This is a genomic window from Blastococcus sp. HT6-4, assembly GCF_039679125.1.
Lineage (GTDB): Bacteria > Actinomycetota > Actinomycetes > Mycobacteriales > Geodermatophilaceae > Blastococcus > Blastococcus montanus.
This window is the reverse complement of record NZ_CP155551.1, coordinates 1,497,089-1,520,079: the sequence shown is the minus strand read 5'-3', so window position 1 is coordinate 1,520,079 and position 22,991 is coordinate 1,497,089. Positions and strand designations below refer to the sequence as shown.

The following is a 22,991-nucleotide window of genomic DNA, read 5'->3' as shown; positions in this document are numbered from 1 at the left end:
CACGCTAGTGGGGTCCGCCCGCGAGGTCCCGTCGCGAGCGGGCGGATCGATGGGGGCAGCAGGGTCCCTCCTAGGATCGAGCGGTGCCGCCGACGATCTCCGCCACCGACCACCCGCTCGAGAAGCTGACCGGCGACGCCGTCGTCGTCGCCGTCGGCAAGGGGCCCGAGGGCCTGCTGCCCACCCCCGGCGCCGAGGCGGTCGACCGGCTGCTCGGCGGCCGGCTGCTGCCCGCGCTGGCCGACCTGGGCGCCCGGGGCGCCGAGGACGAGGTCACCCGCCTGCCCTCCTTCGGGCAGGGCCCCTTCCCCGTCGTCGCCGTCGCCGGCCTGGGCGCTCCCGACGCGGCCGGCGGGTACCGCCCCGAGGCGCTGCGCCGGGCCGCCGGCGCCGCCAGCCGCGCGCTCACCGGCCGCCGCTCCGTGGTGAGCCTGCTCGCCGCCGTCGGCGGCACGCCCGACGCCGACCGGCTGCACGCCGTCGGCGAGGGCTCGCTGCTCGGCGCGTACGAGTTCACCGCGTACAAGTCCGACCTGCCCGCCGACCGGCCGGCGCCGCCGAGCGAGTTCACGATCGTCGTCCCGGGCGCCGGCGCCGCCGAGACGGCTCTGCGCCGCGTCCGCGCCGTCGCCGACGCGGTGGCCCTGGTCCGCGACCTGGTCAACACCCCGCCGAACGACCTGCACCCGGCCGAGATGGCCGCCCGCGGCGCGGCCGCCGGCGAGAAGCTGGGGCTGTCGACCGAGATCCTCGACGAGGACGCGCTGGCGGCCGGCGGCTACGGCGGCATCCTGGCCGTCGGCGGGGGGTCCACCCGCAAGCCGCGGCTGCTGCGGCTGTCCTACGCGGGCAAGGGCGCGCGCAAGAAGGTGGCGCTGGTCGGCAAGGGCATCACGTTCGACAGCGGCGGCATCTCGATCAAGCCCGCCGCGAAGATGGAGGACATGAAGAGCGACATGGCCGGCGCCGCCGCCGTGATCGCCACCGTGTGCCTCGTCGCGCAGCTCGGCCTGCCCGTCGACGTCGTCGCCACCGTGCCCATGGCGGAGAACCTGCCCAGCGGCACCGCCTACCGCCCGGCCGACGTCGTGACCTTCCGCAACGGCAAGAAGGCGGAGATCACCAACACCGACGCCGAGGGCCGCGTCGTCCTGGCCGACGCGATCGCGCGCGCCGCCGAGGACCGTCCCGACGTCCTGCTGGAGACGTCCACCCTCACCGGCGCCCAGATGGTCGCCCTCGGCGCCCGCACCTCCGGCGTCATGGGCTCCGACGACCTGCGCGACGCGGTCATCGCGGCATCGGAGCGCAGCGGTGAGTCCATGTGGCCGATGCCGCTGCCGGCGGAGCTGCGCAAGGGGCTGGACTCGACGGTCGCTGACCTCGTCAACGCCAACGCCGACCGGCTGGGCGGCATGCTCGTGGGCGGTCACTTCCTGGCCGAGTTCGTGCCCGCGGGCCTGCCGTGGGCGCACATCGACATCGCCGGGCCGAGCTACAACACCGCCGCCCCCTGGGGCTACACGCCCAAGGGCGGCACCGGCGTTCCCGTGCGCACCCTCCTCGCGACGATCGAGGACCTCATCGCCGACTGAGTCGCGGCCACGATCAGCTCACCTGATCATGACGCGTCCTCCCTCAGCGTGGACGGTGAGGGAGGACGCCGTGCGGTGAGGCAGGACGCCTAGTTGCCGCGCTTCTGGCGGGCGCTCCAGTCGCGCATGCGCTGGGGGTAGCCGGTCACCTGCGCGTCGTACACCGGGATGGTCAGTTCCCGGGACAGCCGCCGCGCCACGTCGGGTCCGTCGATCCGCCGTCGGGTCCATTCACCGTCGGCCGCCACCAGCACGATCGTCGCCTCGGTGACCGCCGTGCGCGGTTCGACGTACCCCTCGACACCGCGGCGGGTCGCGACGAACTGCTCGAGGTGGGTGAGATCGGCGCGCTGCGAACCGCGGTCGAGCGTCGCGCGCTCCGGACCGCCGCCCCGCCGCCGGCGCCACCGGTCGAGCACGCCCATCCGTCTGCTCCCCACGCTCGGGGCCGCGGTGATCACCACGACGCTCGCGAGTGCAACGGTGGTCCGGGCCAGGTCGTTCCCGGGGTGGCAGGATGGGCACCAGCCCCCGCCCGCTCGAGCGGGGACGTCGCCTGCCGCATCAGAGGAGCACCCGTGAGCGAACCCACCTCCCCCGCCGACCTGGTCATCCTCGGTGGTGGCTCGGGCGGATACGCCGCGGCCTTCCGCGCCTCCGAGCTCGGGCTGAAGGTCGTCCTGATCGAGAAGGACAAGGTCGGCGGCACCTGCCTGCACCGCGGCTGCATCCCCACCAAGGCCCTGCTGCACGCCGGTGAGGTGGCCGACCTCGCCCGCGAGGGCGAGCAGTTCGGTGTGAAGACGTCGCTGGCCGGCATCGACATGGACGGCGTCAACAGCTACAAGGACGGCGTCGTCTCCAAGCTCTACAAGGGGCTGCAGGGCCTGGTGAAGGCCCGCAAGATCACCTACGTCGAGGGCGAGGGCCGGCTGACCTCCCCGACCACCGTCGAGGTGAACGGGCAGAGCTACGAGGGCAAGCACGTGCTGCTGGCCACCGGCTCCTACCCCCGCACCCTCCCGGGGATCGAGATCGACGGCACGAAGGTCATCACCAGCGAGGAGGCCCTCCGGCTGGACCGGGTACCGAGCTCGGCGATCGTGCTCGGCGGCGGCGTCATCGGCTGCGAGTTCGCCAGCGCCTGGAAGTCCTTCGGCGTCGACGTCACCATCGTCGAGGGCCTGCCCCACCTCGTGCCGCTGGAGGACGAGTCCTCCTCCAAGCTGCTCGAGCGGGCGTTCCGCCGCCGCAAGATCGGCTTCGAGCTGGGCAACAAGGTGGCCGGTGTCCAGACCACCGACAACGGCGTCAAGGTGACGCTGGAGAACGGCAAGGAGCTGGAGGCCGAGCTGGTGCTCGTCGCGGTCGGCCGCGGGCCGGTCAGCTCCGGCCTCGGCTACGAGGAGGTGGGCGTCGAGATGGAGCGCGGCTACGTCCTCGTCGACGAGTACATGCGCACCAACCTCCCGACGGTCTCCGCCGTCGGCGACCTCGTCCCCACCCTGCAGCTGGCCCACGTCGGCTTCGGCGAGGGCATCCTCGTCGCCGAGCGGGTGGCCGGGTTGGAGCCCGCGCCGATCGACTACGCCGGCGTCCCCCGCATCACCTACTCCGACCCCGAGGTCGCCTCGGTCGGCCTCACCGAGGCGCAGGCCAAGGAGCGCTACGGCGAGGTCAAGACCCTCACCTACGACCTGGCCGGCAACGGCCGCAGCCAGATCCTGAAGACGACGGGCGCGGTGAAGCTGGTCCAGGCGCCGGACGGTCCCGTGGTCGGCATCCACATGGTCGGCAGCCGGGTCGGCGAGCTCATCGCCGAAGCCCAGCTGATCTACAACTGGGAGGCCGAGGCCGACGACGTCGCCAGCCTCATCCACCCGCACCCGACGCAGAGCGAGGCGCTCGGCGAGGCCCACCTGGCCCTGGCCGGCAAGCCCCTGCACGTGCACGGCTGATCGAACGCTCGTCCCCTCTCCCCCACGCCAGAAGGAGCACTGCCCCGATGCCGACGTCCGTCACCATGCCCGCCCTGGGCGAGAGCGTCACCGAGGGCACGGTCACTCGATGGCTCAAGCAGGAGGGTGACCAGGTCGAGGTCGACGAGCCCCTCCTCGAGGTGTCGACCGACAAGGTCGACACCGAGATCCCCTCGCCGGCCGCCGGCGTGCTCACCAAGATCCTCGTGTCCGAGGACGAGACCGTCGACGTCGGCGCGGAGCTCGCGGTCATCGGCGGCGGGGACGGCGATGAGGGTGCCGGCAGCCCGCCGGCCTCCGCCGAGGACACCGACACCACGCCGCAGACCCCCGACCAGCAGGTCGAGGACGCCGGCTCCGGCGGGCAGGAGGAGCAGCCCGCCGCCGAGCCCGAGCCCGAGCCGCAGCCGGCCGCCGGGTCCGGTGGTGGTGGCGGCGGCGAGGGAACTCCCGTCACCATGCCGGCGCTGGGCGAGAGCGTCACCGAGGGCACCGTCACCCGCTGGCTGAAGGCCGTCGGCGACGAGGTCACGGCCGACGAGCCGCTGCTGGAGGTCTCCACCGACAAGGTCGACACCGAGATCCCGGCACCGGTCAGCGGCACGCTGCTGGAGATCACGGTCAACGAGGACGAGACCGTCGACGTCGGCGCCCAGTTGGCCGTCATCGGCACCGGCGCCTCCGGCGGCGGCACTGCCCCCGCCGCCCCCGCCCCGCAGCAGGAGGCGCCGAAGGAGGAGGCCCCGGCCGAGCCGGAGCCGCAGGCGGCGCCCAAGGCGAAGGAGGCCGACCCCGCCAGCGAGCAGCCCGGTGGCGACTACGGCGCCAGCGGCGCCCAGCCGGCCGCCTCGCCCACGTCGGCACCGCCGCCCCAGGTGGCTCCGCAGGCCCCGTCCGCCCCGGCCGGTGACGGCGGCGGTCAGTACGTGACCCCGCTGGTGCGCCGCCTGGCCGCCGAGCACGGGGTCGACCTGAACTCCGTCTCCGGCACCGGCGTCGGCGGTCGCATCCGCAAGCAGGACGTGCTCGCCGCCGCGGAGAAGTCCGCCGCCCCGGCCCAGGAGGCTCCGGCCGCGGCCGCCCCCGGCGGTCTCCGCACGCCGTCGCCGGCGGCCACGCCGGACACCTCGCTGCGGGGCCGCACCGAGAAGATGTCGCGGCTGCGCTCGGTCATCGCCCGGCGGATGGTGGAGTCGCTGCAGGTCAGCGCGCAGCTCACCACCGTGGTCGAGGCCGACGTCACGCGCATCGCCAACCTGCGCCAGCAGGCGAAGAAGGACTTCGAGTCGCGCGAGGGCGTCAAGCTCTCCTTCCTGCCGTTCTTCGCGAAGGCCTCGATCGAGGCGCTCAAGGCGCACCCGTCGGTGAACTCCTCGATCGACCAGGAGGCGGGCACCGTCACCTACCACGACGCCGAGAACCTCGGCGTCGCGGTGGACACCGAGCGCGGGCTGCTGGTGCCGGTCATCCACGACGCGGGTGATCTCAGCCTGGGCGGCATCGCCCGGAAGATCGCCGACCTGGCGGAGCGGACCCGGACGAACAAGGTCACGCCGGACGAACTGGGCGGCGGCACCTTCACGCTGACCAACACCGGCAGCCGGGGCGCGCTGTTCGACACCCCGATCATCAACCAGCCGCAGGTGGCGATCCTCGGCGTCGGCTCGGTCGTCAAGCGCCCGGTGGTCGTCCAGGACGACGAGCTCGGCGAGGTCATCGCGGTCCGGTCGATGGTCTACCTGGCGCTGACCTACGACCACCGGATCGTCGACGGCGCCGATGCGGCTCGGTTCCTCGTCACGGTGAAGGAGCGGCTCGAGGCCGGTCAGTTCCACGGCGAGCTCGGCCTCGCCTGATGTCGTCCCGCTCGGGGCCCCGGTCGACCGCCGGGGCCCCGAGCCATTTCCGCCCTCCGCACCTGGAACCGCCCGGGAGTAGCGCATGAAGGTCGCCGTGTCCGGTGCGTCCGGGTTGATCGGCAGTGCCTTGCTGCCCGCCCTCCGCGCCGACGGTCACGAGGTGCTCCAGCTGGTGCGCCGCACCCCGCGGACCGCGGAGGAGCACCGCTGGGACCCGGCGCACCGGCGGATCGACCCCGCGCTGCTCCGCGACATCGACGCGGTCGTCAACCTCGCCGGCGTCGGCATCGGCGACCGCCGCTGGAACGCGCAGCACAAGCAGGCGGTCCTCGACAGCCGCGTCGACAGCACGGCCACCCTGAGCGAGGCGCTCGCCCAGGCCGCCCAGTCCGCCCCCGACCGGCCACGGATCCTCCTCAACGCGTCAGCGGTCGGCTACTACGGGGACACGGGTGACCGGATCATCGACGAGTCCGCTCCGCCCGGGGACGACTACCTCGCCGACGTCTGCGTGGCCTGGGAGGGCGCCACCGAACCCGCCGCGAACGCCGGGGTCCGGGTCTGCGCGCTGCGGACCGGCCTCGTGCTCGGCCCCGGCGGCCTGCTGGCCCGGATGCTGCCGATCTTCCGCGCCGGGCTCGGCGGACGCCTGGGCTCGGGCCGCCAGTACTTCCCCTGGATCAGCCTCGAGGACGAGGTCTCCGCGATCCGCTTTCTGCTGACCAGCCTGGTGTCCGGCCCGGTCAACCTCTGCGGTCCGGCGCCGGTCACGAACGCGCAGTTCACCGCGGCGCTGGCCCGGGTGCTGCACCGCCCGGCGGTGCTCCCCGTGCCCGGCCCGGCGCTGTGGCTGGTCCTCGGTGAGTTCGCCCGGGTCGGCGTCCTCGCGGGGCAGCGCGCCGTGCCCACCGCACTGCAGGACGCGGGGTTCCGCTTCGCCCACACCGACGTCCACTCCGCACTCCGGGCGGCGATCGCCAAGCCCTGAGCCGGCTCAGCCCAGCCGCTCGGCGTGCTCGATCCGCCATCCGGCGGGCGTGCGCGCCAGGACCATCCGCACCTGGGCGTCCGGCCGTCCGGCCACCGTGCGCAGCGCCGCGCCGTCCGGCCGGTCACGGGGCACCACGCGGTAGTCGGGCCAGCGGTCGGTCAGCAGGAGCTCGGCGCGCCCGGCGGAGGCCGTGACGACGGTGAGCTCGACGACGGCCGGCTCGAAACCGCGCAGCACCTCACCGGCGGCGGCCAACGCCCGCACGTGCTCCGCGTCGGCCGCGCCCAACGTGCTGCCGGGGGTGTAGACGTCGGCGAGCCGCGCGACCGAGGGGGCGCCGAAGGCCTCCGCGCGCCGGCCGTAGAGATCGGACACCAGCGCGGTCCACTCCCCCGGGCCGGTCGGTACCGATGCGGCTCCGGGCCCGGGCCGCGGCTCGGGAGCGGCCGGCGGCGACGCGTCCGGCGTCCCGGTGGCGGACGCCGGGGCGCGCACCGCGGCCACGGCCACGGCCGCCTCCTCATCCCGCGTGCTCCCCCCGCCCCAGCGGGTGCCCACCCAGGCGGTGGTCGCCAGTGCGGCGAGGACCAGCGCCGCGGCCAGCAGGCCCTTGGCCAGCCGACCGGACGCCGATACGACCCGTCCGGCCCGGGCCAGGCCCCGGTGCCGACCGGCCGGTCGCACGACCACGGGCGCGGGGCGGGGACGGCGGCCGGGGACCACGTGGGTCAGCTCGGTGCGTGCGTCGGGCCCGCCGGTGCCGGCCGGCCGCGCGAGCCCGGTCAGGGCCACGGGCTCGGGGCGGCAGGCGTGCCGGAGATGGAGCGCGAACTCCGCGGCCGTCCCGCGGTCGTGCGGGTCCGGGGCGAGGCCCCGGGTGATGACCGCGACCAGTTCCGGCGGTGCGTCCGGCGCCAGCTCCCGCAGGTCGGGCAGCTGCCCTCCGGCCGCCACGGTCAGCGTGTCCCGAGGGGTCGCGGCGTTCCAGGGCGCGACGCCGGTGAGGGCGTGGAAGGCGGCCGCCGCCACCCCGAACACGTCCGACGCCGGGCCGGGCGTCCCGCCGCGGGCCACGATCGGATCGACGTAGGCGGGAGTGACCTCGGCGGCCGCCGTCTCCCCCAGCACCCGCGCCACACCCAGGTCGGTGAGCACCGGCCGCCCCTCCGCGGTGAAGACGATGTTGCCTGGTGAGAGGTCGGCGTGCACCACTCCGTTGGCGTGGGCGTGCGCCAGCGCGCCGGCCACCGGGGCGATGGCGGTGACCACCTCCCCGGGCCGCAGCCGCCCGCGCCGCGCCAGCAGGGCAGCCAGGCTCCCACCCGCGAGCAGGTCGAGGACCAGCGCGATCCGCGGCGTCCCGCCCCGCCGCGGCTGGTGGACCACCTCGACCAACCGCACGAGGTGCGGGTGGTCCAGCTCGCCGAGGAGGGCCGCCTCGCGCGCCTGGCGCTCGGGGTCCCCGGCCAGGAGCACCTTGACCGCGACGGGCTCCCCGCCCCCGCGCGGTACCGCCCGCCACACCTCGCCGGAGCCGCCCCGGCCGAGCAGCGTCTCCAGCACGTAGCCGGGGACGGCGGGCGGCTGGACGGCGGGGGGCTCTCCAGGGGGGACCACGGCAGGCATGCCGGGCACCGTAGGGCGACCCGGGCGGACGGCGCTGCGCTCGTCCACAGGCATGCGGTTCACCGCGCCGCGCCCTGGCTACCTCCCGACCGTGTCGATGCCACCGCGGGCTGAGGTCGTCGTCGTCGGGGCCGGTCTGGCCGGCCTGTCCGCGGCGATCCGGCTGACGGCGGCCGGCCGGGACGTGCACGTGCTCGAGGCCGGTGGGCACGCCGGCGGCCGGCTCGCGACCGACCGCATCGACGGGTTCGTCGTGGACCGTGGCTTCCAGGTCTTCAACACCGGCTACCCGAGGGCGGCCGACCTCGACCTCCCCGCCCTCGAGCTCGGCTGGTTCGAGCGGGGCGCGGTGATCCGGGTCGACGGCCGCGCCCACCGGGTCGTCGACCCGCGACGGCGACCCGCCGCCGTCGTGGGCACGGCGACGGCGCCCCTCGGGTCCCTCCGGGAGAAGGCGGCACTGGTCGCCTTCTCGCTCCGCGCCGGCTACTCCCCCGTCGGGCACCTGCTCGGTGCGCCCGAGGTCCCGGCCGAGCAGGCCCTCCGGTCGGCGGGTGTGGGCGACGCCGCCCTGGAGCGGTTCCTCCGCCTCTTCCTCGCCGGTGTGCTGCTGGAGGACGAGCTCGCCACCTCCAGCCGGTACCTGGACCTCCTGTGGCGCAGCTTCGTGCGGGGCGGCACCGGGCTGCCCGCCGAGGGCATGCAGGCCGTCGGCGGGCAGCTGGCCGGGCGCCTGGGCGCCGGGCGGCTCCACCTGCACACCCCTGTCCGCTCGGTGGCGCCCGGGTCCGTGACGACCGACGACGGGACGTGGTCGGCCGACGCGGTCGTCGTCGCGACCGACCCCGGGACGGCGGCCGCGCTCCTGCCCGGTGTCGAGGCCGCCGCCGCGACAGGTCACCACCCACCTGCACGTGCTGCCGGAGTCCCCCTGGCGGACGCCGCTGATCGTGCTGGGGCAGCCCGCGGGCGCGCTGGTCAACAGCGCGGTCGTGTCCGACGCCCAGCCGCGGTACAGCCCCGACGGGCGGGCGCTCGTGGCCAGCGCCACCCTGGAGCGGACGCGGGAGGAGGACGTGCGCGCCGAGATCGCCCGGGCCCACGGCGTCTCGCCGTCGGACCTCGAGCACCTGACGTCGGTCACGGTCGCCGGCGCGCAGCCCGCCGCGCTCCCGCCGCTGCAGCTGCGCCGCCCGGTCGAGCTGGGCGACGGCTTGTACGTCTGCGGCGACCACCGCGACACCCCGTCGATCCAGGGCGCGATGGCCAGCGGCGCCTGGACGGCGCGCCGTCCTCCGCGCCCTCCCGCCGGCCGCCGACGGGAGCGCCGGCTGATGCCTGCGTCCGCACCCACGATCCTGGCCGGCTGTACTACCGCCCCGACGGCACAGTGATCGCGACCCGGCTGGACCCGCGCCGCCCCGCCTGACGCGGGCATAGGGTGGGCCCGTGGCCGAACTGCACGTGGTGCGCGCCGGGACCGTTCCCTACGAGGAGGCCTGGGCGCGGCAGCGCGAGCTGCACGCGCGGAGAGTGGCCGGCGAGGTCCCCGACACGCTGCTGCTGCTGGAGCACCCCTCGGTGTACACGGCCGGCCGGCGCACCGAGCCCCACGAGCGGCCGGTGGACGGCACGCCGGTGGTGGACGTCGACCGCGGCGGCAAGATCACGTGGCACGGACCGGGCCAGCTGGTCGGGTACCCGATCGTGGCCCTGCCCGACCCCGTCGACGTCGTCGCCTACGTCCGGCGGCTCGAGGGGGCGCTGATCGACGTCTGCGCCGGGTTCGGCGTGGCCGCCGGCCGCGTCGAGGGCCGCAGCGGCGTGTGGCTGCCGGCCGACCCGCCGGGCAGCGGGTTCCGGCCCGAGCGCAAGGTCGCGGCGATCGGCATCCGGGTGGCGCGCGGGGTCACGATGCACGGCTTCGCCCTCAACTGCGACCCCGACCTGGGCGCCTTCGGGGCCATCGTGCCCTGCGGCATCCCCGACGCCGGGGTCACCTCGCTGTCGGCGGAGCTGGGCCGCGACGTCCGCGTCGCCGACGCGCTGGACCCGACCGAGCAGGCCGTGCACGCGGCGCTGGCCGCGGTACCGACCCCGTCGTGACCTCGCTCCCCGACAGCGAGTACGTCAGCCTGACCACGTTCCGCCGCACGGGCGCGCCGGTGGCGACCCCGGTCTGGGCCGCGGCCGACGGCGGCTCGCTCGTGGTCTGGACCCCGGCCGATTCGGGGAAGGTGAAGCGGCTCCGCCACACCAGCCGGGTCACCGTCGCACCGTGCGACGTCCGCGGGCGGGTGACGGGCCCGGCCGTGGAGGGCACGGCGGCGTTCGTCGACCGTGCCGAATGGCCCTCGGCGCTCGCCGCGATGCGACGTGCCTACGGCCTGAAGTTCACCCTCGGCAACGCCGTCTCGCGGCTGTGGCACCGGCTGCTCCGCCGCAGCGGCGAGCGGCACGAGATCATCCGCATCCCGCCCAGCCTGAGGGAACCCGTGAGCGGCAGCACGGCGCAGGTGTTTCAGCGTTAAAGTAGTTTCTCCCGTGCCGAGGAGGAGCCGCCATGCCCAGGATCGAGCCGCTGCCCCGTGAGTCGCTGCCGCAGTACGAGGACACCTTCCGTGCCGTGGAGTCCGCGCTGGGGGTCCTGCCCAACAGCACGCTGACCATGGCCCGGCGACCCGAGATCATGGAGGCGTTCGCCCGCCTCAACGCGGTCGTCATGGCCGAGGGAACGGTCGGAGGCGTGCTCAAGCAGTTGGTCGCGACCGTCGTCTCCGGCGCCGCCGGCTGCGCGTACTGCCAGGCCCACACCGCGCACGTGGCCGAGCAGCGGGGCGCCGACGCCCGCAAGCTGGCCGCGGTGTGGGAGTTCGAGTCCAGCCCCCTCTTCACCGACGCCGAGCGGGCCGCGCTGCGGGTGGCCCGCGGCGCCGGGCTGACCCCCAACGCCGTGACCGACGACGAGATGGCCGACCTGCGCCGGCACTTCGACGACGACCAGATCGTCGAGATCGTCGCCGTCATCGCCAACTTCGGTTTCCTCAACCGGTGGAACGACACCATGGCCACGCAGCTGGAACGCTCACCGCTGGCGTGGGCCACCGACCGCCTGCAGGACGCGGGCTGGGAGGCCGGCAAGCACGCCGGCTCCTGAGCGGCCCGGCCGGTGGGCGGCGCGGCCTCGCCGCACCGCCCACCGGCCGGGTCGGATGCTCCTATGGATCGTCAAGCCGCCGGAGCGAGGTCGTTGGTTGGGTGAGCGGGGCGTAGGACGTAGTAGAGCTCGCGGGCGATCATGCGCTTGAGGCAGCGGATGATGTCCTTCTTCGACAGGCCTTCGGTGGTGCGGCGTTCGACGTAGGCGCGGGTGCGTGGGTCCCAGCGCATCCGGCAGAGCACGATGCGGTAGAGGGCGGCGTTGGCCTGTCGGTCTCCGCCGCGGTTGAGCCGGTGGCGGTGGGTCTTGCCCGAGGAGGCCGGGATCGGGGCAACGCCGCAGAGCATGGCGAAGGCCGGCTCGGAGTGCAGCCGGTCGGCGTTCTGTCCGACGGTGACGAGCAGCTGGCTGGCGACGTCGGCGCCCACGCCGGTGCAGTCGAGCAGGTCGGGGTTGATCTGGGCAACCAGCGGGCCGATGAGGTCGTCGAGCTCGTTGATCTCCTCGCTGAGGAGCTGGTGGCGGCGGGCCAATGAACGCAGCGCGCGCTTGACGGCCTGCTCCGGCTCGCCGATGCGGTTGAGATCGGGGCGCAGCCCGGCGCAGGTGCCGATCAGCGTGACGCCCTTGAGGCCGCGCAGCTGGGCGCGCAGCGGCTCGGGAGCGGTGACGATCAGCGACTTGATCCGCCGCTGGCAGTCCGCCCGCTGGTCGATCGCGCTGCGACGGGCCACCCGCAGGTTGCGCAGCGCCTCCACCTGCCCGCTGCGGTCCTTCGGGGTGCCGGTGCGGGTGCGGGCCAGCGCGGTGCGGGCGGCGGCCTCGGCGTCGAGCGGATCGGACTTGCCGGCGAACCGGCGGGTCTTGCGGTCGGGCCGGTCGACCTCGACCATCGCCACGCCCTCGACGGCCAGGTGCCGGGCCAGCCCGGCGCCGTAGACGCCGGTCCCCTCTACGCCGACGACCAGCAGCACCCCGAACCCGCGCAGCCAGGCCAGCAGTTGCCGGTAGCCGGCCGCGGTAGCCGGGAACTGCCGGTGGCCCAGCAGCCGCCCGGCGCCGTCCACGGCGGCAGCGGTGTGGGTGTCGGAATGGGTGTCCACGCCACCGGCCACCTGGACCTGGCCCGGGACGATCTCTGGTGCGATGGTGGTCATCGCCGTCCTTCTCGCTCGCAACCGACAGGGCGGCACGCACCGCCGGGCGAACGGACAAGACAGTGATGGGTGCCTGCTGGCACAGGCTCCTATGAAGTCACACCGCCACGACCGGTGAGTGCAGGCAGCCCCGCAGCGGACCGAACCGACAGATCCCGTTGAAGACCCGAAGTCAGTCAGCCGAAGGGTCAGGAACGACCGCTGCGGGGCAGCGCCTACATCCTCACTGTCAGCCGAGGACGAAGTTGACCAGCCGGCCGGGGACGGCGACGACGCGGCGGACGGTCGCGCCGTCCAGGTAGCCGGCGATTCTCTCGTCGGCCCGCGCCGCCGCCTCCAGCGCAGCGGCGTCTGCGTCGGCCGGCACGGTCACCTGCGCGCGCACCTTGCCGTTGACCTGGACGGCGACCTGCACCGTGTCCTCGACCAGCCAGCGCTCGTCGACCTCCGGGAACGGCGCCCACGCCGAGGACTCCGCGTGCCCCAGCCGCGACCACAGCTCGTCGGCCAGGTGCGGGGCCAGCGGCCCCACCATCAGCACCAGCGCCTCGGTGACCGCCCGCGGTACCGGCGACGCCGCTCCGTAGGCCTGGGTCAGGTGGTTGGTCAGCTCGGTGACGCGGGCGATCGCGATGTTGAACCGCAGCGTCGCGTAGCCGTCACGCACGCCCGCGATCGCGCGGTGCAGCGCCCGCAGGGTGTCCTCGGCGGGCTCCACGTCGTCGCTCGCGCGGACCGCGCCGGTCTCCTCGTCGACGACCACCCGCCAGATGCGCTGGAGCAGCCGCTGGGAGCCCACGACCGCCTTGGTCTCCCAGGGGCGCGACTGCTCAAGCGGGCCGGTGGACATCTCGTACACCCGGAAGGTGTCGGCCCCGTAGGCGCCGATCATCTCGTCGGGGGTGACCATGTTCTTCAGGCTCTTGCCGATCTTCCCGTACTCACGGTTGACCGGGCTGCCCTGGTAGAAGAAGCGGCCGTCCTTCTCCTCGACCTCCGCGGCGGGTACGTAGAAGCCCCGCTCGTCGGTGTAGGCGTAGGCGGAGATGTAGCCCTGGTTGACCAGCCGGCGGAACGGCTCCTCGCTCGACACGTGGCCCAGGTCGTGCAGCACCTTGTGCCAGAAGCGCGCGTACAGCAGGTGCAGGACGAGGTGCTCGACGCCGCCGACGTACATGTCGACGCCGCCGACGTCACCGGGCTCGCGCGGGCCCATCCAGTAGCGCTCCAGCTCCGGGTCGACCATGCGCTCGTCGTCGCCCGGGTCCAGGTAGCGCAGGTAGTACCAGCAGGAGCCGGCCCAGTTGGGCATCGTGTTGGTCTCGCGGCGGTACTTCTTCACGCCGTCACCCAGGTCCAGCTCCACCGTCGTCCAGTCGGTGGCCCGTGACAGCGGCGGCTCCGGGACGGAGTCGACGTCGTCGTCCGAGAAAGTCTTGGGCGAGTAGTCGTCGACCTCCGGCAGCAGCACCGGCAGCATCGACTCGGGCACGGCGACGGGCCGGTCGTCCTCGTCGTACACGATCGGGAACGGCTCGCCCCAGTAGCGCTGCCGGCTGAACAGCCAGTCGCGCAGCTTGTAGGTGGTCGTCGCCTCGCCGTGGTCCTTCGCGACCAGCCACTCGGTGATCCGCGCGATGGCGGTCGCCTTGTCCAGGCCGTCCAGCGACAGCTCGTCGTTGGCCGAGTTGATCATCTGGCCGGGCCCCGTCCAGGCACCGCCGTCCCAGTCCGCGGGCGGCTGCACGGTACGCACGTGCGGCAGCCCGAACGCCTCGGCGAACTCCCAGTCGCGCTGGTCCTCGCCGGGCACCGCCATGATCGCGCCGGTGCCGTAGCCGGTCAGGACGTAGTCGGCGATGAAGACCGGCAGCTGCCGGCCGTTCACGGGGTTGACCGCGGTGACGCCCAGCCAGACGCCGGTCTTCTCCCGGCCGGCGTCCTGCCGATCCAATTCGGAGCGCCGGGAGGCCTGGCGCTGGTACTCCCGCACCGCCTCGGCGGGCGTGGCCGCTCCCCCGGTCCAGCGCGGGTCGGTGCCGTCGGGCCAGGCGGCCGCGGTGAGCTGCTCGACCAGCGGGTGCTCCGGCGCCAGCACCATGTAGGTGGCGCCGAACAGCGTGTCTGGGCGGGTCGTGAAGACCTCGATCGTCTCCGCCCCGCAGGGGAAGCGGACCCGGGCGCCGGTCGAGCGGCCGATCCAGTTGCGCTGTGACACCTTGGCCGATTCGGACCAGTTCAGCCGGTCCAGGTCGTCGAGCAGCCGGTCGGCGTAGGCGGTGATCCGCATCATCCACTGCTTGAGCGGCCGCCGGAACACCGGGAAGTTGCCGCGCTCGGAGCGCCCGTCGGGGGTGACCTCCTCGTTGGAGAGCACGGTCCCCAGGCCCGGGCACCAGTTGACCGGGGCCTCGTTCAGGTAGGCCAGCCGGTGCGCGTCGACGACGGCCTTCTTCTCGCGCTCGTCCAGCTCGGCCCACGGGCGGCCGTACGGGTTGGTGCCGACACCGGGCTCGCGGGTCCCGGCGTCCAACTCGGCGACCAGCTCGTCGATCGGGCGGGCCTTGCCGGCGGCCTCGTCGAACCAGGACCCGAAGATCTGCAGGAAGATCCACTGGGTCCACTTGTAGTAGCCCGGGTCGATGGTGGCGAAGCTGCGGCGGTCGTCGTGGTCGACGCCCAGCCGGCGCAGCTGCGCCCGGATCGCCGCGATGTTGGCCTCGGTGGTGATCCGCGGGTGCTGCCCGGTCTGCACGGCGTACTGCTCGGCGGGCAGGCCGAAGGCGTCGTAGCCCATCGGGTGCAGGACGTTGTCGCCGTCCATCCGGTGGAACCGGCTGGTGACGTCGGTGCCGAGGTAGCCCAGCGGGTGGCCGACGTGCAGCCCCGCGCCCGAGGGGTACGGGAACATGTCCATCACGAAGAACTTCGGCCGGTCGGCGACCCGCTCGAAGCCCGCACTCAGCCGCCCGACGGGGTTGGGCGTGTGGAAGGTGCCCTCGCGCTCCCAGCGGTCCTGCCAGGCCAGCTCGATCCGCTGGGCCAGCGCCGGGGTGTACCGGTGCGGCGGGACGCCGTCGCCCGTGGGCTCGGTACTGGGGCTGTCCGTCTGGCTCATCGTTCGTGCTCCCGGATCGTGGTGCGCGGTGCGGTACCGGTGGTGGGCAACAAAAAACCCCTCACGCAGGAGGGGTCGCCGTGCTGTCCGAGGGGTCTCAGGTCAGCACGGCCGGTGAAGCAGGAGCCGCCCGGTCACGACCGGCAGCCTACCGCCTGCGCACACCGACGCACCGGCGGAGGCGGCGCGCGGGGCGGGACCCCGTGCTCCCTCCTTCGGGCGAGAGCGGACGGATTCGTCTCGTCTCCCCTCCCCCCGCGACCGATGACCCTCCCGTGACCGGATCCGACGCGCAGCACCGCAACGGTCACGCGCCGTCGACGGGCCGGCTGCTGATCGCCTGTCTCGCTGCGCTCGCGTTGTACGCCAGCGGGTTCGTGGCCCGCCCTCCGTGGGGTCCGGCCGCCGTCGGTTACGACCTCGTCCTCTACAACGCCGTCTTCCTGCTGGGTGCACTGGTCTGCCGGCGGACGGCCGCGCACCGCCCGAGGGAACGGATGGTGTGGCTGGCCCTGACCGTCGCCCTCGCGGCCGGCGCCGTCAGCACGATCGTCTACGGCGTCGGCCTCGTGCCCGCCTTCGGCGACGTCCCGGCGTGGCTGCTCCTCCTGCTGTGGCTGCCCTCGTACCCGGCGATGGCCGTGGCCCTCGTCGGGCTGATCCGCTCCCGCGTGCGCACCACCCACCCCAGCATGTGGCTCGACGCGCTCATCGGTGCGCTGGGCGCCGTCGCCTTCGCCGTCACCCTGCTGCCCTCGATGCCGTCCGGGAACGGGGACGGCGCCCTGGCCGTGGCCCGCCTCTACCCCGTCGCCGACACCCTGCTCCTCGCCGCGATCACCGCCATGGGCGCCGTGATCGGGGTGCGCCGCGACTGGCCGCTGGCGCTCCTGGTCGGCGGCCTCCTGTGCACCCTCGTCGGCGACGCCCTCTACCTGTCCTACGTGGCGCGCGGCGAGCTGACCGTCGACGGGCCGCTCAACCTGACCTGGCTGGCCGGTGCGGCGCTGACCGCCGTCGCCGCGCACGTCGCCGGGCGCACCGGCCGCACCGCCCCCGCCGACGCCGACCCCGTCGCGCGGATCGGCTGGCGGGTGGTCCTCGTGCCGTTCGCCTGCAACGCCATCAGCCTCGCGGTCCTGGTGACGGCGTGGGGCGGGTCGTCCCTCGGGATCGCCGGCTGGGCGGCCGTGGGATGCCTGCTGGCCACCCTCGCCCGCACCGCCATGTCGTTCCAGGAGATCCGCGGCCTGCACGAGATCCGCGAGCAGGCACGGACCGACGAGCTCACCGGTCTGCCCAACCGGCGCGCCCTCCTGGAACGGGCCCGCGCCGCCCTCGCCGCCGCCGACGCACGCCGGCCGGTCGCCCTGCTCCTGCTGGACCTCGACGGCTTCAAGGAGGTCAACGACAGCCTCGGGCACTCGGCCGGTGACGACCTGCTGCGGCTGGTCGGCCCCCGGCTCTGGCCGGAACTGTCCGCCGGCGAGCTGCTGGCCCGCCTGGGCGGCGACGAGTTCGCCGTCCTGCTGCCCGCGACCGGGCTCGACGCCGGCATCTCCCGGGCCGAGGAGCTGCGCGCCCGTGTGCTCGAGCCCTTCGTGGTGCGCGGCGTGCGGCTGCACGTCGGGGTGAGCATCGGCGTCGCCACCGCCCCGGTCCCCGCAGCGTCGGTCACCGAACTGCTGCGCTGCGCCGACGTGGCGATGTACGCGGCCAAGACCGCGCGCGAAGGGGTCCGCTCCTACGTCCCCGACCCGCACAGCGGGACCGGCGACCGGCTCCGCACGATGGAGGACCTGCGGACGGCGCTCGACGAGGGGCAGCTCCTCGTGCACCTGCAGCCCCAGGTCGCCCTGGCCGGCGGCGCGGTGGTCGGCGTGGAGGCGCTGGTGCGCTGGCAGCACCCGGAGCGCGGGCTGCTGTCCCCCGCCGCGCTCCTGCCCGCGGCCGAGCAGGCCGGCCTGATGCGGCCGCTGACCGACACCGTGCTCGGGCTGGCGCTGAGCGCGGCCGCCCGGTGGTGGCCCGAGCGCGCGGTGCCGGTCTCGGTGAACCTGTCCGCGGCCAGCGTCACCGACCTCGGCCTGCCCGCCACCGTCACGGCTTTGCTCCGGGTGCACGGTCTGCCGCCGGAGGCCCTGACCCTCGAGCTGGTCGAGGACACCCTGATGGCCGACCCGGACCGGGGCCGCACGGTGCTCGGTGAGCTGCGGCGACTGGGCATCCGCACCTCGATCGACGACTACGGCACCGGCTACAGCTCGCTGGCCTACCTGCGGTACCTGCCGGCTGACGAGCTCAAGCTCGACCGGAGCCTCACCCGCGACGTCGGCCGGGACGGCCGGGCCACCGCGATCGTCCGGCACACCGTCGCCCTGGCCCACGACCTGGGCCTGAGCCTCGTGGCCGAGGGCGTGGAGGACGACGAGACCGCCGCGGTGCTCGCCGAGCTCGGCTGCGACGTGGCGCAGGGTTACGCCATCGCCCGCCCCATGCCCGTCGACGACCTCCTCACCTGGCTGGCCGCACCCCGCCCGGGGGACGCCGTGGTGCCGGCACCCCGGCCGTCGCTCGAGCCACGGCGTCCCGCCCGGCGCTGACGTACGGACGACGTCCCGCCGGGGGCTGATCCGGGCGTCGACCGGTGACCGCGTCCCTGCCCCGGGCAGCGGTCACCGGTCGGCTCGGTCCAGCTGCGGGGCCACCTCACCGGCCACCAGGTCGAGGTGGTCGAGGTCCGAGAGATCCAGCACCTGGAGGTACACGCGCTCCGCCCCGGCCTCCGCGTAGCGACCGAGGGTGTCCACGGCCTGGGCGGGCGTGCCGGCGACACCGTGCGCGCGCAGCTCGTCGACCTCACGGCCGATCGCGGCCGCCCGACGGGCGAGCTCCGCCTCGTCGCGGCCGACGCAGAGCACCAGCGCGGAGCTGCACACCAGCGACGCCGGGTCGCGGCCGGCCTCCTCGCAGGCCGCGCGGACACCGGCGAACAGCCGGGCGTTGTCGTCGGCCGGCATGAACGGGACGTTGAACTCACCGGCGTACCGCGCCGCCAGTCGCGGCGTCCGCTTCCTCCCGCGGCCACCGACCAGGATCGGCACGCCGCCCTCCTGCACCGGCTTGGGCAGCGCCGGGGACCCGGACAGCTGGTAGTGGCGCCCGTCGAAGTCGAACGTCTCCCCCACCGGCGTGCGCCACAGCCCGGTCAGCACCGCCAGCTGCTCCTCGTACCGGTCGAAGCGCTCGCCCAGGGGAGGGAACGGGATGCCGTAGGCGGTGTGCTCGGCCTCGAACCAGCCCGAGCCGATGCCCAGCTCGACCCGGCCACCGCTCATCTGGTCGACCTGCGCCACCGAGATCGCCAGCGGGCCGGGGAGCCGGAAGGTGCCGGCGGTCATCAGGGTGCCGAGGCGGATCCGGCTGGTCTCGCGGGCGAGCCCGGCGAGGGTGATCCACGCGTCGGTGGGGCCCGGCAGTCCGTCACCACCCATGGTCAGGTAGTGGTCGGAGCGGAAGAAGGCGTCGAAGCCGGTCTCCTCCGCGCGGCGCGCGATGGCCAGCAGGTCGTCGTAGGTCGCGCCCATCTGCGGCTCGGTGAAGATGCGCAACTGCACGACCGGACCCCAACCACGACCGACCGATCGTCGATCGGCCGCCGCTTCGGGGTGTGGGCACGGCTCGGACCGGGCAGGATGATCGCCAGACGATCAACTCGGAGGTGCAGCTCGTGTTCCGCAAGAAGACGCGCGGCGAAATCATCAGCGCCGAAGTGCAGGAGGGCCTGGCCCACCTGGGGACGGCGGTGACCGAGGCAGGTCGCGCCGCCGCCGAACAGCTCACCCCTCACGTGGAGGCGGCCCAGCGGGCCGTCGCGCCCCGGGTGGCTGCCGCCGCGGCGGCGGCCGCGCCCGCCGTCGCCACCGCTCGCGAGACCATCGGCGACCGCGTGGACGCCGCCCGGGACGCCATCGGTCCTCGCGTGGAGGCCGCCCGCGGGGCCGCGGCGCCGCGGGTGACCGCGGCCCAGCTGGCCGCCGCGCGCGCGGCGGCCGACCTCGGTCCCCGGGTCGGGGCAGCCCGGGAATCGGCGCAGCGGGCGCTCAAGGACGACGTCGGCCCCCGGCTGACCGCCGCCCAGACCGCCGCTCTGGCCTACACCACGCCACGGGTGCTCGCCGCCCGCGAGGCGGTGACGCCCGCGCTGGAGAGCGCACGCGGGACCCTCCTCGCCGGCGTGGACAGCGCGCGCAGCGAGCTCGACGCCCGGCGCGCCGAGCTGGCGGCGGCAGCCGCCGAGTCCACGCGCCGGACGCGCAAGGCGGCGAAGAAGGCCCGCAAGAAGGCCGGCAAGAAGCACCGCGAGTTCGAGAAGGCGGCGAACGCGACGGCGAAGTCCGTCAGGCGCCGTTCCGGCGTGCAGCCGCAGCCCCGGCGCTGGCCGTGGGTGGTCGCCGTCCTCGCGCTGGCCGCGGGGGTCGCGGTGCTGCTCCGCCGGAAGAACGACGACTGGAACCCCGCACCCGCCGGCGACGGCCCGGTGCCCACCTACCGGGAGGACCCCGTGCCCAGCTCCCCCAGCGACTCCGGCAAGACCGTGTCGACCGCCGACACCACCGGCGACTCCGCGCCGCCGGAGTCGGACATGGGCGTCCGCGACGCCCAGTTCGTCGACGGCGACGGCGCCGACAGCGCGAGCGAGGACATCACGAACACTCCGAAGCCCTTCACCTCCGGGGGCGGCGCCACGGAGGGCCCGACCGCCGGTCCGGACGACCGTCAGGTCTGATCCTCCCGCAGCGATCCACCGCCGCAGCCCCCGTCGCCACGTGCGACGGGGGCTGCGGCGTCTTCGCGAGTACCGTGGGGATCATGAGCGAGGCGCCGAGGATCCCTGAGCCGACACCCGTCCAGGACTCCCGGATCGAGCCCGCCGGCCGGAAGATGCTCCGCCTGGAGGTCCGCAACAGCCAGGTCCCGATCGAGCGCAAGCCCGAGTGGATCAAGACCAAGCTCAAGACCGGCCCGGAGTACACCGAGCTGAAGTCGCTGGTCCGCCGCGAGGGCCTGCACACCGTCTGCGAAGAGGCCGGCTGCCCCAACATCTACGAGTGCTGGGAGGACCGGGAGGCGACGTTCCTCATCGGCGGTGACCAGTGCACCCGGCGCTGCGACTTCTGCCAGATCGACACCGGCAAGCCCGCCGAGTTCGACGCCGACGAGCCGCGCCGCGTCGCCGAGAGCGTCGCGACGATGGGGTTGAAGTACGCCACCGTCACCGGCGTCGCCCGGGACGACCTCCCCGACGGCGGGGCGTGGCTCTACGCCGAGACCGTCCGGCAGATCCACGCCCAGCTCCCCGGCTGCGGGGTCGAGCTGCTGATCCCCGACTTCAACGCCGACCCGGACCAGCTCGCCGAGGTCTTCTCCTCCCGGCCCGAGGTCCTCGCCCACAACGTCGAGACCGTGCCGCGGATCTTCAAGCGCATCCGTCCCGGCTTCCGGTTCGAGCGCTCCCTGTCGGTCATCACCGCCGCGCGCGAGGCCGGCCTGGTCACGAAGTCCAACCTCATCCTCGGCATGGGCGAGGAGCCGCACGAGGTCGTGGAGACGATGCAGGCGCTGCACGAGGCCGGGTGCGACCTGCTCACCATCACGCAGTACCTGCGGCCCTCGCCGCGGCACCACCCCGTCGTCCGGTGGGTCAAGCCCGACGAGTTCGTGCAGTTCCAGAAGGACGCCGAGGAGATCGGTTTCCCGGGCGTCCTGGCCGGCCCCCTGGTGCGCAGCTCCTACCGCGCCGGGCGGCTGTTCCAGCAGGCTGTCGAGGCGCGCGGGCTCACCCGCCAGGGCTGACTCCGGCAGGTCCGGCCGGTGAGTCCGGGCTGCACGCCGCGGACGCCCCTATCCTGGGGGCATGGCACGCAGCAAGCCCACAGACGCGACCGCTCCGAGCGGCAACGCCGGACGCGGACCGAAGGACGGTGGGCGCGGCCGCACCTCGGGTGCCACGGTCGCCGGCGCCACCGCCTCCGGCAAGACAGCCAAGCCGGTCAAGGCGCCGAAGCTGGACAAGAACGGCCAGCCCAAGGTCGGCCGGCTCACGAAGGTCCGCAGCCAGGGGCGGATGATCAAGCAGGCGTACGGCCTGACGCGGAAGAACGACCCCAAGCTCCCCTGGATCATGCTGATCTGGTTCGTGGCGGTCGCCGCCGTCATCGAGCTGATCGGCATCCTGCTGGGCTCGCCGTTCCTCTTCATCCCCCTGGCCCTGCTCTTCGGTGGCCTCGCGGCGCTCATCGTCTTCGGCCGCCGCGCGCAGGGCTCGGCCTACCGGCAGGTCGAGGGCCAGCCCGGTGCCGCGGCGTGGGTGCTCGAGGGCATGCGCGGGGACTGGCGGGTGACCTCCGGCGTCGCCGGCACACCGCAGTTGGACGCGGTGCACCGGGTGCTGGGTCGGCCGGGGATCATCCTCGTCGGCGAGGGCTCACCGGGCCGGGTCCGAGGCCTGATCGCCCAGGAGAAGAAGAAGATCGCCCGCGTCGTCGGGGACACCCCGATCTACGACATCACCATCGGCGACGACGAGGGCCAGGTGCCGCTGAAGAAGCTGAGCACCCACGTGATGAAGCTGCCTCGCAACCTCAGCGCCGCGGAGGTCAACGCGCTCGCCCGGCGGATGAGCGCGCTGGGCGGCCCACGCATGCCCGTCCCCGGTGGCCCGCTGCCCGGTGGCCGGCAGATGTCGGTCAGCCAGCGCCAGGTCCGCCGCCGCTGACCCGATCACCTGCCCGAGAGCCCCGCACCCACCCGGTGCGGGGCTCTCGGCGTCCTGGGCCGTCCCTCGTCCGGGTGGCATCCGATGATCAGCCGACCTGATCGTGCAGCGTCCCCCCTCACCGTGGGAGGTGAGGGAGGACGCTCGATGATCAGGTCACCTGATCATGGACGCGGGCGGCTCAGTCGAGGACGACGGCGGTACCCGTGAGCCGGTCGTGCAGGCCGCGGCCGTCGGCGTCGACCAGCAGGGCGGGCACCAGCAGCATCAGCAGGGCCGTCCGGGCGACGGCGCGCCACGGGGCCACCCTCGCGCCGGGCGTGGGATGCGCCAGTCGCATGCCGAACACCCGGTGCCCGGGCGTCTGGCCGAACAGCACCAGCGTGACGACGGTCATCACACCGAACACCAGCAGGCTCCAGTTGCCCGGTCCGGCGGGCGCGGTGAACACCCACGCGATCAACGCCGAGGTCACGGCGTCGACGAGGTAGCCGCCGACCCGCCTGGTGAACGGGGCCAGCGAGCCGGGCCCGTCGGCGGGCAACCCCAGGGAGGCGCCACGAGCCGGGGCCTGAGAGGGTTGTTCGGCATCCCTGACCATGACCGCAAGCGTAGGACCCAGCGGCCCGGCCTCCCCCGGGCCCGCGGTGCCGCACCCCGGACGACACGCCGGGGTCGTTGTTACCGCCCCGAAACACTCGGGACACGGCGGGGCAACTCCCCGCTCG

18 protein-coding genes and 1 pseudogene are annotated in these 22,991 nt (G+C 74.3%); 13 read left to right on the top strand and 6 right to left on the bottom strand.

The window, feature by feature from the left end:
* The first annotated feature begins 83 nt into the window (after positions 1 to 83).
* Positions 84 to 1,595 carry a leucyl aminopeptidase gene (locus ABDB74_RS07440; RefSeq protein WP_346622948.1) on the top strand — a complete coding sequence of 504 codons (1,512 nt, stop codon included), beginning with the start codon at positions 84 to 86 and terminating at the stop codon, positions 1,593 to 1,595.
* 89 nt (positions 1,596 to 1,684) lie between these two features.
* On the opposite strand, the gene ABDB74_RS07435 is transcribed toward ABDB74_RS07440, so the two are convergent.
* Entirely contained in the window at positions 1,685 to 2,020 is a 336-nt protein-coding gene (locus tag ABDB74_RS07435) for an oxidoreductase (protein WP_346622946.1), read from the bottom strand.
* A 153-nt stretch (positions 2,021 to 2,173) separates the two neighbouring features.
* Between ABDB74_RS07435 and lpdA the strand changes: the two genes are divergently transcribed.
* The 3 genes from lpdA to ABDB74_RS07420 all read left to right on the top strand — a co-directional run bounded on the left by lpdA (position 2,174) and on the right by ABDB74_RS07420 (position 6,421).
* On the top strand, positions 2,174 to 3,553 hold the full coding sequence (gene lpdA / locus ABDB74_RS07430) for a dihydrolipoyl dehydrogenase (RefSeq protein WP_346622944.1): 1,380 nt from the start codon (positions 2,174 to 2,176) through the stop codon (positions 3,551 to 3,553).
* Positions 3,554 to 3,600: 47 nt separating this feature from the next.
* Entirely contained in the window at positions 3,601 to 5,430 is a 1,830-nt protein-coding gene (gene sucB, locus ABDB74_RS07425) for a 2-oxoglutarate dehydrogenase, E2 component, dihydrolipoamide succinyltransferase (RefSeq protein ID WP_346622943.1), read from the top strand.
* Positions 5,431 to 5,515: 85 nt separating this feature from the next.
* Positions 5,516 to 6,421 (top strand): TIGR01777 family oxidoreductase, encoded by a 906-nt coding sequence (locus ABDB74_RS07420; protein ID WP_346622941.1) that lies wholly within the window; start codon positions 5,516 to 5,518, stop codon positions 6,419 to 6,421.
* 6 nt (positions 6,422 to 6,427) lie between these two features.
* On the opposite strand, the gene ABDB74_RS07415 is transcribed toward ABDB74_RS07420, so the two are convergent.
* Complete coding sequence (locus tag ABDB74_RS07415; protein ID WP_346622939.1) at positions 6,428 to 8,050, bottom strand: serine/threonine-protein kinase; 1,623 nt, start codon at positions 8,048 to 8,050, stop codon at positions 6,428 to 6,430.
* Here ABDB74_RS07415 and ABDB74_RS07410 point away from each other — a divergent pair.
* From ABDB74_RS07410 to ABDB74_RS07390, 5 genes and pseudogenes are all read left to right on the top strand, one after another.
* Positions 8,049 to 8,864: pseudogene (locus ABDB74_RS07410) on the top strand (FAD-dependent oxidoreductase); the annotation flags it as partial. The gene ABDB74_RS07415 and the pseudogene ABDB74_RS07410 overlap by 2 nt on opposite strands.
* A gap of 58 nt (positions 8,865 to 8,922) precedes the next feature.
* The gene (locus tag ABDB74_RS07405; protein WP_346623930.1) at positions 8,923 to 9,444 is read left to right on the top strand and encodes a hypothetical protein; all 522 of its coding nucleotides are present in this window, start codon (positions 8,923 to 8,925) and stop codon (positions 9,442 to 9,444) included.
* Between the two features lie 55 nt (positions 9,445 to 9,499).
* The gene (gene lipB / locus ABDB74_RS07400; protein WP_346622938.1) at positions 9,500 to 10,156 is read left to right on the top strand and encodes a lipoyl(octanoyl) transferase LipB; all 657 of its coding nucleotides are present in this window, start codon (positions 9,500 to 9,502) and stop codon (positions 10,154 to 10,156) included.
* Positions 10,153 to 10,581, top strand: a complete 429-nt coding sequence (locus ABDB74_RS07395; protein WP_346622936.1) for a PPOX class F420-dependent oxidoreductase — start codon at positions 10,153 to 10,155, stop codon at positions 10,579 to 10,581. The genes lipB and ABDB74_RS07395 overlap by 4 nt, the downstream gene beginning before the upstream one ends.
* 32 nt (positions 10,582 to 10,613) lie before the next feature.
* The gene (locus ABDB74_RS07390; protein ID WP_346622934.1) at positions 10,614 to 11,207 is read left to right on the top strand and encodes a carboxymuconolactone decarboxylase family protein; all 594 of its coding nucleotides are present in this window, start codon (positions 10,614 to 10,616) and stop codon (positions 11,205 to 11,207) included.
* Between the two features lie 71 nt (positions 11,208 to 11,278).
* Here ABDB74_RS07390 and ABDB74_RS07385 read toward each other — a convergent pair whose 3' ends face one another.
* Positions 11,279 to 12,367, bottom strand: coding sequence for an IS110 family transposase (locus ABDB74_RS07385; protein WP_346621943.1), 1,089 nt, complete (start codon positions 12,365 to 12,367; stop codon positions 11,279 to 11,281).
* Positions 12,368 to 12,596: 229 nt separating this feature from the next.
* On the bottom strand, positions 12,597 to 15,485 hold the full coding sequence (leuS, locus tag ABDB74_RS07380) for a leucine--tRNA ligase (RefSeq protein WP_346622933.1): 2,889 nt from the start codon (positions 15,483 to 15,485) through the stop codon (positions 12,597 to 12,599).
* A gap of 275 nt (positions 15,486 to 15,760) precedes the next feature.
* On the opposite strand from leuS, the gene ABDB74_RS07375 reads away from it, so the two are divergent.
* The gene (locus ABDB74_RS07375) at positions 15,761 to 18,088 is read left to right on the top strand and encodes a bifunctional diguanylate cyclase/phosphodiesterase (RefSeq protein ID WP_346622931.1); all 2,328 of its coding nucleotides are present in this window, start codon (positions 15,761 to 15,763) and stop codon (positions 18,086 to 18,088) included.
* 72 nt (positions 18,089 to 18,160) lie between these two features.
* Here ABDB74_RS07375 and ABDB74_RS07370 read toward each other — a convergent pair whose 3' ends face one another.
* Positions 18,161 to 19,102 carry an LLM class F420-dependent oxidoreductase gene (locus ABDB74_RS07370; protein ID WP_346622929.1) on the bottom strand — a complete coding sequence of 314 codons (942 nt, stop codon included), beginning with the start codon at positions 19,100 to 19,102 and terminating at the stop codon, positions 18,161 to 18,163.
* A 104-nt stretch (positions 19,103 to 19,206) separates the two neighbouring features.
* Between ABDB74_RS07370 and ABDB74_RS07365 the strand changes: the two genes are divergently transcribed.
* The 3 genes from ABDB74_RS07365 to ABDB74_RS07355 all read left to right on the top strand — a co-directional run bounded on the left by ABDB74_RS07365 (position 19,207) and on the right by ABDB74_RS07355 (position 22,263).
* On the top strand, positions 19,207 to 20,274 hold the full coding sequence (locus ABDB74_RS07365; protein ID WP_346622928.1) for a hypothetical protein: 1,068 nt from the start codon (positions 19,207 to 19,209) through the stop codon (positions 20,272 to 20,274).
* Between the two features lie 83 nt (positions 20,275 to 20,357).
* Positions 20,358 to 21,341, top strand: a complete 984-nt coding sequence (gene lipA / locus ABDB74_RS07360) for a lipoyl synthase (RefSeq protein ID WP_346622926.1) — start codon at positions 20,358 to 20,360, stop codon at positions 21,339 to 21,341.
* Positions 21,342 to 21,402: 61 nt separating this feature from the next.
* Complete coding sequence (locus tag ABDB74_RS07355) at positions 21,403 to 22,263, top strand: DUF4191 domain-containing protein (protein ID WP_346622924.1); 861 nt, start codon at positions 21,403 to 21,405, stop codon at positions 22,261 to 22,263.
* A 181-nt stretch (positions 22,264 to 22,444) separates the two neighbouring features.
* On the opposite strand, the gene ABDB74_RS07350 is transcribed toward ABDB74_RS07355, so the two are convergent.
* Positions 22,445 to 22,864: an RDD family protein gene (locus ABDB74_RS07350; protein WP_346622923.1), complete on the bottom strand. Its 420-nt coding sequence runs from the start codon at positions 22,862 to 22,864 to the stop codon at positions 22,445 to 22,447.
* Positions 22,865 to 22,991 lie beyond the last annotated feature (127 nt).